10 protein-coding genes are annotated in these 12,046 nt (G+C 43.2%); 1 reads left to right on the top strand and 9 read right to left on the bottom strand.

Annotated elements, in window-relative coordinates; genetic code table 11:
• Positions 1-65: 65 nt before the first annotated feature.
• The 3 genes from carB to guaA all read right to left on the bottom strand — a co-directional run bounded on the left by carB (position 66) and on the right by guaA (position 6,045).
• On the bottom strand, positions 66-2,879 hold the full coding sequence (carB, locus tag R8P61_14790) for a carbamoyl-phosphate synthase large subunit (protein MDW3648334.1): 2,814 nt from the start codon (positions 2,877-2,879) through the stop codon (positions 66-68).
• Between the two features lie 64 nt (positions 2,880-2,943).
• Positions 2,944-4,500: a glycosyltransferase family 39 protein gene (locus R8P61_14795; GenBank protein ID MDW3648335.1), complete on the bottom strand. Its 1,557-nt coding sequence runs from the start codon at positions 4,498-4,500 to the stop codon at positions 2,944-2,946.
• 18 nt (positions 4,501-4,518) lie between these two features.
• On the bottom strand, positions 4,519-6,045 hold the full coding sequence (gene guaA / locus R8P61_14800) for a glutamine-hydrolyzing GMP synthase (protein ID MDW3648336.1): 1,527 nt from the start codon (positions 6,043-6,045) through the stop codon (positions 4,519-4,521).
• A gap of 422 nt (positions 6,046-6,467) precedes the next feature.
• Here guaA and R8P61_14805 point away from each other — a divergent pair, with 422 nt between their 5' ends.
• The gene (locus R8P61_14805; GenBank protein ID MDW3648337.1) at positions 6,468-6,902 is read left to right on the top strand and encodes a hypothetical protein; all 435 of its coding nucleotides are present in this window, start codon (positions 6,468-6,470) and stop codon (positions 6,900-6,902) included.
• A 41-nt stretch (positions 6,903-6,943) separates the two neighbouring features.
• Here the strand turns inward: R8P61_14805 and R8P61_14810 are convergent, their stop codons facing one another.
• The 6 genes from R8P61_14810 to R8P61_14835 form a co-directional block, all read right to left on the bottom strand.
• Positions 6,944-7,636 carry a glycosyltransferase gene (locus R8P61_14810; GenBank protein ID MDW3648338.1) on the bottom strand — a complete coding sequence of 231 codons (693 nt, stop codon included), beginning with the start codon at positions 7,634-7,636 and terminating at the stop codon, positions 6,944-6,946.
• A 2-nt stretch (positions 7,637-7,638) separates the two neighbouring features.
• Complete coding sequence (gene pgl, locus R8P61_14815; GenBank protein MDW3648339.1) at positions 7,639-8,358, bottom strand: 6-phosphogluconolactonase; 720 nt, start codon at positions 8,356-8,358, stop codon at positions 7,639-7,641.
• Entirely contained in the window at positions 8,358-9,884 is a 1,527-nt protein-coding gene (zwf, locus tag R8P61_14820) for a glucose-6-phosphate dehydrogenase (protein ID MDW3648340.1), read from the bottom strand. Before zwf ends, pgl begins: the two co-directional genes overlap by 1 nt.
• Before the next feature lie 4 nt (positions 9,885-9,888).
• Positions 9,889-10,788, bottom strand: a complete 900-nt coding sequence (gnd, locus tag R8P61_14825; protein MDW3648341.1) for a decarboxylating 6-phosphogluconate dehydrogenase — start codon at positions 10,786-10,788, stop codon at positions 9,889-9,891.
• 174 nt (positions 10,789-10,962) lie between these two features.
• Positions 10,963-11,217: a hypothetical protein gene (locus R8P61_14830; protein MDW3648342.1), complete on the bottom strand. Its 255-nt coding sequence runs from the start codon at positions 11,215-11,217 to the stop codon at positions 10,963-10,965.
• Positions 11,218-11,261: 44 nt separating this feature from the next.
• The gene (locus R8P61_14835) at positions 11,262-12,044 is read right to left on the bottom strand and encodes an energy transducer TonB (protein MDW3648343.1); all 783 of its coding nucleotides are present in this window, start codon (positions 12,042-12,044) and stop codon (positions 11,262-11,264) included.
• Between the last annotated feature and the right edge of the window lie 2 nt (positions 12,045-12,046).

The following is a 12,046-nucleotide window of genomic DNA, read 5'->3' on the forward strand; positions in this document are numbered from 1 at the left end:
AGCAATAAAAAAATCAGCTGGCAATCGAAATCACCAGCTGAAATTTATTCTACATGACAAAGGATTTACCTCGTCAAATACATATTTCGTTCATTGTATGCCTTCACAAAGAAAGGGTCTTTCAAATCTTTGATGAAGTAGATCTTCTCACCGGTAGATTTCATCTCTGGCCCTAGGGCTTTATCTACATTCGGGAATTTGTGGAAAGAGAAGACCGGTACTTTGATCGCATAGCCTTTCAGTTTCGGTTGGAAATTGAAATCCTTGACCTTATGGGTGCCGAGCATTACTTTGGTCGCATAATTCACATAGGGAATTTCATGAGCTTTTGCGATGAAAGGTACAGTTCGTGAAGCCCTTGGATTAGCCTCAATGATAAATACTTTTTCATCTTTGACCGCGAATTGAATATTGATCAATCCTTTGATCTTCATGGCAACGGCCAGTTTATTGCTGATGGCTTTGATTTCTGTCAGGACTTTCTCGCTGAGGTCGAAAGGAGGCAGGACTGCCATAGAGTCTCCCGAGTGAATCCCTGCAGGTTCAATATGCTCCATCATTCCGATGATATGCACTTCTTCTCCATCACAAATTGCATCCACTTCTCCTTCTAAGCCTCCATCCAGGAAGTGGTCCACGAGAACTTTATTGCCCGGACTGCGACTCAGGATGCTGATTACATGCTTGGTAAGTTCATCATCATTGATCACGATCCGCATATCCTGTCCTCCCAATACATAAGAAGGTCTCACCAGTACCGGATACCCGACTCTATTTGCAATTTCGATGGCATCTTCTGCACTTTCCGCTACCCCAAAATCAGGATAAGGAATCTCCAGATCTTTCAATAGCTGAGAAAAGCGTCCTCTGTCCTCGGCCATGTCCATCATATCGAAGCTGGTACCGATGATCTTGATACCAAACCTGTGGAGCTTCTCAGCCAGTTTAAGCGCCGTTTGCCCACCCAACTGCACAATGACTCCTTCAGGCTTCTCATGCTCTATAATCTCAAATACATGCTCCCAGAAGACTGGCTCGAAATAGAGTTTGTCTGCTATATTAAAGTCTGTAGATACAGTTTCCGGATTACAATTGATCATGATGGTTTCATAACCCATCTCTTTGGCTGCCAGAACCCCATGCACACAGCAGTAATCAAATTCGATTCCCTGTCCGATTCGGTTAGGGCCCGCACCAAAAACTACTACTTTCTTTTTATCGCTAACGATGGATTCATTCTCCTCATCAAAGGTTGAATAGTAATAAGGAGTCTCCGCTTTAAATTCAGCCGCACAGGTATCTACCAGCTTATATACACGGGTAACTTTCAGTTGCTTACGCTTTTTGTAAACATCTGATTCCATACAACCGAGCAAATGGGCAATCTGGCGATCTGCATATCCATTTTTCTTGGCTTCCAGCATCACCTCGCGAGGAATATTTTTGATGGTATATCTGGAAACCTCTTTCTCCAGAATCACCAGGTATTCAATTTGTTTGAGGAACCAGGGATCGATTCGGGTTGCATCCAATATGTCCTTTAGGGGTACGCCCAGATGCATGGCATCCTTGATATGGAAGATCCTATCTGCAGAAGGATGCTTAAGGCTGTACATGATGTGCTCCAAATTCCTCAATTCCTTCCCATCTGCACCCATACCATTTCTATTGTTCTCCAGAGATTGACAGGCCTTTTGCAAAGCTTCATTGAAGCTCCTGCCGATGGCCATCACCTCTCCGACCGCTTTCATCCCTAATCCTAACTGAGGATCAGCTCCCTGGAATTTAGAGAAATTCCAGCGAGGGATTTTTACAATTACGTAGTCAAGGGTTGGTTCGAAGAAAGCCGAAGTATTTTTCGTGATCTGGTTGGGCAGCTCATCCAATCTGTACCCTACTGCCAATTTCGCAGCGATACGGGCGATGGGATATCCTGTCGCTTTGGAGGCAAGGGCTGAAGAGCGAGATACCCGAGGGTTGATCTCAATGATGATGATCTGATCAGTAATCGGATCAACCGAAAACTGCACATTACATCCTCCTCCAAATTCTCCCAACTCATCCAATACCCGGAAAGCCATATTTCTCATTTCCTGATAAATGGTATCAGGAAGGGTCATAGCAGGTGCAACGGTAATTGAGTCCCCGGTATGAATCCCCATGGGATCAAAGTTCTCAATCGTACAGATTACCAGTTTATTTCCAGCATAGTCCCTCATCACCTCTAACTCATACTCCTTCCATCCGAAAATACTTTGCTCCACCAGTACTTCATGAATAGGACTAGCCTGCATAGCACGAGTAAGGAGGGTATCAAAGTCTTTTTCTTCATTCACAAAGGCACCTCCATATCCTCCCATGGTATAAGAAGGTCTTAGTACCAAAGGAAAGCCGATCCTTTGCGCAATTTCTTTTCCTTTCAGAAATGAATTGGCGGTCTCTGCTTTACAAACGGGAATTCCCATTCGATTCATGGTTTGCCGGAAAAGCTCCCGGTCTTCCGCTTTTTCAATAGCGGCCATGTCAGCGCCTAGAATTTTCACATTGTATTTCTTCCACAATCCAGCTTTTTCACATTTCTCCGCAAGGTTTAGTGCCGTTTGTCCTCCCATGGTGGGAATAACGGCATCTATATCCTGCTTCTGGAGGATGTGCTCGATGGATTCAACTTCAAGAGGTAAAAGGTAAACGTCATCAGCGGTTACGGGGTCCGTCATGATCGTTGCCGGATTACTATTGATCAAAGCAACTCTTAAGCCCTCTTCTTTGAGTGCGAGAGAGGCTTGAGATCCAGAATAATCAAATTCACAGGCTTGTCCGATGATGATGGGTCCGCTACCAATAATGAGCACGGATTTGATGGATGGGTCTAATGGCATTGGAACAAATTTCGCGCAAAGTTAGCAGGTTTCAGGCTAAGTCAAAACAATGGAATTTTAAATCTTAGTTTTCTTGAGATTCCGTTGAAATATTGAGCTTTAATTCTTCAGCAGAATTAACTTTTCGGCCCTTAATTTCAAAGAGTCTGCATTGATCGTACATTTCTGCCCGATAAACTTCATACTTCTCTTTTATTGCTTCGACAAAATCGTCATGGCAAGCCATGACATATTCGCCAGTTTTCAAATTACTAACGCTATCTATCAGTCTGATATTGAATTTCTTAGCACGATTATAATAGGCAGCATAAAAAGAGGCATGCGGGATGCCCATAGGAGCCGCCAAATAGTAATCCTTCACCTCCAGTTTTCTGTCGACCTGCTCCATAATATAGGCGAATTTTTCCTCTGGATATAGCAATTTATACACATGGAATTCACTATTGATCCAGTAGTATGGGAAGGCAAAAAGGAGGAAGATTAAAATGTAATTAAAAGATTGAGAGAAGTAAGGAGAGCGAGCCATTAGTTCTCTTCCGGCTGACCAAAGCATATATAAGGCAGAAGCCGTGATCATTGCAAGTAAGGGATATAGGGCTGCATCGTACCATTCCAGCTTGGTTACGGAGAAACTAATGATCAGAAAAAAACTTGCCAGGGATAAGCTCGCCAACAGGCTCAAATCTCTTAATCTGGGGAAATTTCGGTTGAAAGCTACAGAGAATCCCAGCGGAAGGAAGAAATAAAAGGGATAGAAATTCCTCCCCGTAATTCTATGGAGATAATAATCCCATTTGTGATCATGTGCCTGAGATACATGAACATTTACAAATTGCCGAAATACTCGAAAATGCATGGTGCTGTGATGTACACTTGCAAATGAATTCAGAAGCAGATGATAAATCAGAATTGAGAGTCCCAGTGCAGCAAAAGCTATATAGGTAGATGGCCTTTTCAGGATACTAAGCAATTGCCCTTTTACTAATGCATAAGCAATGAATCCAAAGACAAAGAAGAAAGCCATCACGCTTTTTGTCAGATAGGCAAGTAAAAAACTCAGGCTTAGCAGGAATAAATGTCGATTTCTCTCTTTCTGGCTTTTTGCTTCCATATAGTGGTAGAAAGCAAATAATCCCATGCACATGATCACTGCCAATGGCGCGTCATGATCACCGGTTTTGCCAATATGGATCATGTGGTACCCTCTGCTACAAAGGAGGACCATACCTGCCAGCACTCCCCAGGAAATATTACCAAACTTCTTCAGTGAAAAATATGGGAAATAGAATAATAAGGTAAGCGTTCCCAAGGCTATAGGTAGGCGCATAGCCAATTCTACCATATTCGCTCCAAATATTTTATAAAAAAATACCTGAAGGAGGGTGATAAATGGAGGCTTATGATTGGGATGCCCCATGCCCTGAAAGGCATCAAAGTTTTTGAGATACTCTCCATCCTCGGCTATGGAAAGCATTCGCATCCCAAATAAAGATTCATCCCAACTGATTAGGGGAAAGAAATCCAGATGGTGGAGAACCTGCATATAAGCCAGAATTGCATAGATCGTTAGGATCACTCGATCCCGCCATTTCCGGTCGGTATACAGGTCTTTGAGCTTCATTTGATTAAAGGGGCCGCTCTACTCCCACTCTATAGTCGCAGGAGGTTTTGAACTAATATCATATACGACACGATTTACTCCTTTTACCTCATTGATAATGCGATTGGAGACATAAGCCAAAAATTCATAAGGCAAATGCGACCAGTCAGCAGTCATTCCATCTCGACTTCCTACAGCACGCAGCGCAACTACTTGTTCGTACGTTCTTTCATCTCCCATTACTCCTACAGAGGAAACAGGTAAAAGAACCGCAAATGCCTGCCAGACTTTGTCATATAAATCCTGTGCTCTGAGTTCACTGATAAATATATGATCCACTTCCTGCAAAAGGGATACTTTTTCTGGAGAGATATCGCCCAAAATTCGGATAGCCAAACCGGGTCCGGGGAAAGGATGCCTTCCAACAAATTCTTCGCTCAAGCCCAAGTCTCTTCCTACCTTTCTAACCTCATCCTTGAATAAATATCGCAGGGGTTCAACCACCTTCATATTCATTTTCTCTGGCAGACCTCCCACATTGTGGTGAGACTTGATTGTCGCAGATGGGCCTTTCACCGAAACACTTTCAATCACATCCGGATAAATGGTACCCTGAGCGAGAAAGTGAACATCTTTGAGTTTCTCCGCTTCCTGTTGGAAGACTTCTATAAATACGCGACCAATGGTTTTGCGCTTCTTCTCAGGATCGCTGATGCCTTCAAGTTCTCCCAGGAACTGATCTTTTGCATCCACCCCGATTACATTGAGCCCTAATTGCTCATATTGCTTGAGTACATCTTCAAATTCATTCTTCCGCAAAATCCCATTATCAACAAATACGCAATAGAGATCATCTCCAATCGCTCTGTGAATGAGGCTGGCAGCAACCGTCGAATCTACTCCTCCGGAAAGCCCGCAAATCACCTTCTGCCCTTGTAATTGCCCTTTTAGCTCAGCAACTGTGGATTCGATAAAAGCTGCAGGTGTCCAATTTCCTTCCAGGCCACATATCTCCTGCAGGAAGTTCTGAACAATCCTAAAACCTTGTTGAGAATGGGTTACTTCCGGGTGAAATTGGATGCAATACACGGGCAATTCCTCATGTTGAAAAGCAGCAACTTCGACAGAATCTGTGCTGCCTGTTATAAAGTATCCATCCGGCAGTTGGGTAATGGTATCCCCATGACTCATCCAAACCTGGCTTTGCACATCGACCATATCCAGCAATTGAGAACTCCGGCTATGCTCAAAAATGGCCCGGCCGTATTCTCTTTTAGAGGAATTGCTTACAATTCCCCCCTGATTTCTGGCGATCAACTGAGCGCCGTAGCAAATTCCCAGTACCGGCAGTTTTCCAATGATGGTATCCAGATCGAAATCCGGAGCATCTTCATCATTTACGGAACTTGGACCCCCGGAAAGAATTACTCCTTTTATATCGGGATCATTGGGGAAAGGACGGTTATAAGGGACGATTTCGCAATAGACATTTGCCTCGCGAACTCTTCGAGCAATCAGTTGGGTAAATTGCGAACCGAAATCAATGATCAGGACTTTCTCATTCATGCCGCGAAATTAGGACATTTCCGTTCTTTTTCCGAATCGGTTTTCTTCTTTCTTCGTTGTTTTATTTTCTGTTTTAATTGGGGCTTTTTTCCACCTTTTTAGAAAAGGTGGAGCCAAAATCGCAGAGCCCAAAACCAGCCGCACTCGCCGCCCCGGCTCCCGATGGGCTCTGCAAGGCCTGCTCACTTGGGTAGAGGGCAGGATTGATTAGGGAATTGACGCTAACACCCTAACACGCAAAAACACAAACACCTTTTATTTGCCTTATTTGCTAGATTCCTTTACTTCCTGTAATTTATGGACGAGTTTTTGGTAGTAATACTAAAAGATTCAATCAGTAAATAATACTGATGGTCGATTTTCGTTAGTTTTTAATTATTCCGAAAGTACATGTGTCTATTTTTCATATTTAGATTAATCACATGAAAAAAATCATTTTGTCAAGCGTTGCCTTTTTCTTGTTCCTTGGCAGTATTCAGGCACAGATCTATTACCAACCCCCCCGTGGCGAGGGTGCTCGCCGAACCATAGAACCCGGTAAAGGACAATTGTTCAACAAGAAATTCTACACCAATGATGTGTATTATTTTGTTCAATTTGCCGTTTACAGTCCTTCAAAAGACTGGAGAAATATCAAAGGACCCTCAAATATTGGGATTGTGTGGCTAATCTTTCACTATGATACCTATATCAAAGGAAGAGATATGCCCGGTGCTTATTACATCGTAAAGCCTTTTGAAAGTTCCTCCAAAGCCAAAGCTTATGCTGACCGCTATAAAAAGATGGGCTATGATTGCTTTTTCAATCCGGAATTGACCGGATCGAAATTTGAACTCCGGGCATCCACCCTGGAATAAAACAGACAGTAACACAAAAATACAGATCAGGAAGGACTGAACTATTTCAGCATCTTCCTGATCTTTAGTTTTAGATAGGCTGTGGACCAGCGTTCCCGCCAGCTTCCTGCACAGTGATGTGCCCCATAGATCTCCGGATCCTTGAGGTAGAATTCCGGTAATCGGTATTTTTTAGGGACTTCCATATGAAATGCCTTTCTCGAAGGACTTAGGATTCCCTGAAATTCTCCAGCTTCAAAAATCCGAGTTAAAAGCATCGGACCTGTAGCGTCTACGATTTGGGTAAAATCTTTGACCTGGGGGGGATTTTCAGTCAAATCATCGATGACGGCTTTCCAAAAAGGATGGCCGGGAACTGAAGCAAATACGGCATTTCCTATTCCATCATATGCATCTCCCATTGCTTTTTGCCGATTATAGGGCAATACCAGCTCTGCTTCTGTAAAATCGAAGGGCCGGATCATTTCATAATCCAAATCCAGATAAAGCCCTCCCATTTTATACATAATGAGATAGCGAAAGACATCTGCCCGCATAATATTGCGAGAGAAGCCCTGATAAATGGGATAAAAATCTGGATATTCCTTTGCTACATAATCCGCCGAACTCTCATCTGTCCATAAGATATACTCCCAATCCGGGTGTAGCTGCTGTACTTTTTCTTGAAAGGCCTTCCACTCTTTCGGGACTTGCTGGTTTTTCCAGCTTTGGTGAATGAGTTTTGGAATCTTCATATCTATTGACCGGCAGCTGCCTGGTCAATGAACCAATACAGCTCTCCTTTCTCTGGATGAATATAGGAAGCTGGATAACTTTCAAAGCTCCCTTTTTGCTCCACTATTTCGGAATATTTTTCAGCTTTTGAAACCCCAGTTGCTAAAAAGGCAATTCTTTCTCCTTCATTGATCACTCCTCCACTTAGAGAAATCCGTTTCTGGCCTGAGTCGGGATGAGTGGCAACGACACAAACATTGGGGTCTTCCAGCAATTCCATTTGATGGGGGAAAATAGAGGCCGTATGGCCATCTGTTCCCAGTCCTAGCATAATCAAATCAAAAACCGGCCAGCCATTTCGAATCGGCAGGAATTCCTGAATCGTCTTTCCATACCGGATAGCTTCAGTCGCAGGATCATTTTCCCCTCTTACCCGGTGTATATTTCCTTCGGGAATATCAATATGATCCAGGAGATGCTTGCGGGTCATTCCAAAATTGCTATCGGCATCATCTGGCGGAACGCATCTTTCGTCTCCCCACCAAAAATGCATAATATCCCAGGGGAACTTATTTGCATAATCTCTGGCTAGCAGATCGAATAAAAGACGAGGAGTACTCCCGCCTGAAAGGGCTATGTGAAAGTGCTCTTGTTCACTTTCAGCCATCCATTCAGCCAGATGCCTGGCGAATTGCTCGGCAACTCGCTCAGGATCGGCATATATTTTTTGAAATATCTTCATTACAATTCACAAAATTCACCATCATTGGTGAGATTCGCACAGGGATATCTCCAGTGCATTCCCTCACCATCAATCATATTATCTGCCACTTCGGGCCCCCAGGTTCCGGCAGGATATCCAAATACCGGAATGCTATCATCCTTTTCCCATGCATTGAGGATGGGATCAATGAATTCCCAGGCAGCTTCGACAGCATCTCCACGCGCATAAAGAGTAGAATCTCCCAGCATAGCATCGAGCAGGAGTCTTTCATATGCACTGGGTACATATTGGCCTCCCAAATCTTTGTACTGGAAATCCATATTTACTTTTTCCACCTCAAATCCCATACCCGGAACTTTCAGGCCAAACTTGAGCAAAATCCCTTCATCCGGTTGGATACGGATGATGAGCTGATTATGGCCATCAAAGCCCTGCAGACCTTCGAAAAGTCTGTGAGGGGTTCGCTTGAAGTGAATGACGATTTCAGCAACTCGAGTCGGTAATCTTTTTCCTGAACGGATGTAAAAAGGTACGCCTCCCCAACGCCAATTGTCGATGTAAAATTTCATCCCGACAAAGGTGGGAGTACGGGATTCTTCCGGAACGCCCTTTTCTTCCCGATAGCCTTTTACTTTCTCACCTTTCACGGTCGAAGCTGTGTATTGTCCACGAATGACAAAGTCAGCTACTTCCTCTTCCTTTATGGGCCGAAGAGATTGAAAGACTTTCAGGATTTCATTTCTGATAGAATTAGATTCGATCACAGAAGGTGGTTCCATTGCGGTCATTCCTACAATTTGAAGCAGGTGATTTTGAATCATATCCCGCATCGCACCCGAACCATCGTAATATCCTCCTCTATCCCCTACTCCGATACTTTCAGCAGAGGTGATCTCGACATGATGGATATATTTATTGTTCCAAAGGGGCTCAAAAATCCCATTTGAAAAACGAGTTACCAGGAGGTTTTGAACCGTTTCTTTCCCCAAATAGTGATCGATACGGTAGATCTGATGCTCTTTGAATCTTCGGAGAAGCTTTCTATTGAGCTCTTTGGCAGTCTTCAGATTGTAACCAAATGGTTTTTCTACAATCAATCTTCTAAATCCATCTTTCTCTTTGTTCAGTTTATGGGCGGCCAGATTATTGGCGATTACCTCATATAAACTGGGAGGAGTGGACATGTAAAAGATATAGTTTCCTCCCGTATTGCAGGAGGCATTGATTTCATCCAGTCTGCTATTCAATATGCCATAATCATCAACCGACTTGGTATCTATAGGTTGATAATACAGCATTTGTATGAAAGCTTCCAATCTTGTCTCATCATCCGTAGGCTTTTTGGCAAACTCTACAATTCCTTTCCTTACTTTTTCTCTGAAAGCCTCATCGCTAAATTTTGTCCGACTTACCCCTAAAACCGCAAAGCAATCCGGTAGTAAATTTTGAACATAGAGATCATAAAGAGCAGGTATGAGTTTCCTGTTTGTCAAGTCTCCGGAAGCACCGAAAATGACAACTATTTGATTCTGATCTGCTTTCATATGACTAGTCAGCTTTTTTTACTGCATGTCCTCCAAACTGATTTCTCAAAGCTGCTAACATTTTCATCGCAAATGATTCGTCCTGACGAGACTCAAAGCGTGTAAAGAGCGAAGAGGTAATTACATGAGCAGGCACATCGAAGTCAATAGCTGTTTGTACAGTCCAACGGCCTTCTCCACTATCATTTACATATCCTTTGATTTCTTCAAGCTTAGGATCATCCTTGAGGGCCAATCCAGCCAACTCAAGTAGCCAGCTTCGGATTACAGATCCATACATCCACATATCCGCAATTTTTGGAAGGTCGAGGGCCTGAGGCGCTTTTTCCAGGATTTCAAATCCTTCTGCATACGCTTGCATCATACCGTACTCGATTCCATTATGAACCATCTTTACCATATGACCTGTACCGCTTTCTCCACAGTGCAGCCATCCCTTTTCAGGTGCCAAAGTTCTGACAATAGGTTCTATATAATCAGCCGCTTCTTTTTCACCTCCATACATCAGGGCATAGCCTTCTGTAAGTCCCCATACTCCACCACTTACTCCACAATCGATCATATGAATGCCTTTTTCTTTCAAAGTGGCAGCACGTCTAACCGAATCTCTCCAAAATGAGTTCCCTCCTTCTATGATGATATCTCCTTCATTGAGCAAAGGTGCCAGACCCTCCAAAGTCATATCGACTGGCTTACCCGATGGAACCATGATCCAAATCACTTTTCTTTCGGGGAGTTGGGACAGCATATTTTCAAATCCACTGGCAGCAGCGGCTCCTTTAGAAACAGCTACCTCAATTGCTTCCTGAGAAAGATCATAGGCTACTACTTCATGCTCATTCAGCAAAAGACGGTGGACCATGTTTCCACCCATTTTTCCGAGTCCGATGAATCCAATTTTCATAAGATTTTGTGTTGAGAATTTTCTATTAAATGCTTCGCTAATGTCTTCGGGGCGAAGGTAAGGCGAAATAAGGAGAAGTTCTCATTTAAAGATGTAGAATAGAAGACAAAGCACTCCTATTCTGACAGCTCTCTATTTCGGCTACTAAATAAGTCAAAATGTAGAAATCTCGCACTACTTTTTATCGAAAGTTGGAGGACCACTTTCCCGAAGGAAGAGTAAGGCATCAAATCTTTGAGTTAATATATACTGGCTGAATCCATTTTGCTGAAAACCCCAGAGGCCCCAATTGAACATCCAGGAGTTTTCTTCGTTTTGGGTGAGACCTTCCAAATTGAGGAGAAAATAATCCTCCGCAGCAGTATTGAGCTGGTAATAACAGGGTAATTTGGGAATGCTTTTTATATATACAAAGGCGAAAAAAAACACCCTCCTGTTTAGGAGGGCGTCCGATTATTTTATGCTTGTATTACTTACAAAAATTTAAAATTCACTGCCAGGCTAGAGAATACCGGAACTTTTTGTCCCTTGATCTCTCCCGGGTTCCAGGCTGGCATAGAGCGGATCACCCTAAGGGCTTCCTCATCGCAGCCAAAGCCTATCCCTTTCATCACTTCCGGACTGGTAATGGCTCCATCAGGCTGAATAACAAAGCGAACATATACCGTACCTTCTGTTTTGTTCTTAACAGCTTGCCTTGGATAGCGAATTTGTTTGGAAAGAAATTGATAGAGTGCAGCTTCCCCGCCCGGAAATGAAGGCATAATGTCAGCGGCTACTACCGGCTCATTCACCTCCAATCTACTAGCGGTGGTTTGCACTTCTCTTTTCACCTTATCCATTTCCGGATCAAAAGCATTGCTGCTTACGGTCTCCAACTCCATATTTTCAGAGGGGATATTTGTGATCTGGGTCCGGGTGGTAGAGGGTGCAGAAATGATCCCTGCGATATAACGAAATTCATCTATACTTCTCAGGGTATCGATCTGACCATTCGCAGAATTCTTAACAATGATTCCATTGGGCTCTTCCTTCAACATTTTTGCAACCCCCTGCAAACTTAGATCAGCACTGGCATAGATAGGCTTCAAAGGTAGAGGATTTTTTCTCATGTTTAGGAAGATACCAAATCCTGTCAAGGCTAGCACCAAAACGGTACCTGTATAGATAAACAGTTTTTTACGTTTGGCTGCCTTTTCCTTACGTTCTTTCTCAAGAATGTAGGTCAATAATTTGGTATTCCCTTTGTTACTCATGT

Source organism: Bacteroidia bacterium (genome assembly GCA_033391075.1).
In the GTDB taxonomy this organism is placed as follows: domain Bacteria; phylum Bacteroidota; class Bacteroidia; order J057; family J057; genus JAWPMV01.

What these genes read in the sequence shown, in the direction of transcription:
- R8P61_14795 (MDW3648335.1), bottom strand. Translation starts at nt 4,500, where the DNA reads ATGAAGCTCAAAGACCTGTATACCGACCGGAAATGGCGGGATCGAGTG.
- carB (MDW3648334.1), bottom strand. Translation starts at nt 2,879, where the DNA reads ATGCCATTAGACCCATCCATCAAATCCGTGCTCATTATTGGTAGCGGA.
- pgl (MDW3648339.1), bottom strand. Translation starts at nt 8,358, where the DNA reads ATGAAGATATTTCAAAAAATATATGCCGATCCTGAGCGAGTTGCCGAG.
- R8P61_14835 (MDW3648343.1), bottom strand. Translation starts at nt 12,044, where the DNA reads ATGAGTAACAAAGGGAATACCAAATTATTGACCTACATTCTTGAGAAA.
- gnd (MDW3648341.1), bottom strand. Translation starts at nt 10,788, where the DNA reads ATGAAAATTGGATTCATCGGACTCGGAAAAATGGGTGGAAACATGGTC.
- R8P61_14805 (MDW3648337.1), top strand. Translation starts at nt 6,468, where the DNA reads ATGAAAAAAATCATTTTGTCAAGCGTTGCCTTTTTCTTGTTCCTTGGC.
- guaA (MDW3648336.1), bottom strand. Translation starts at nt 6,045, where the DNA reads ATGAATGAGAAAGTCCTGATCATTGATTTCGGTTCGCAATTTACCCAA.
- zwf (MDW3648340.1), bottom strand. Translation starts at nt 9,884, where the DNA reads ATGAAAGCAGATCAGAATCAAATAGTTGTCATTTTCGGTGCTTCCGGA.
- R8P61_14810 (MDW3648338.1), bottom strand. Translation starts at nt 7,636, where the DNA reads ATGAAGATTCCAAAACTCATTCACCAAAGCTGGAAAAACCAGCAAGTC.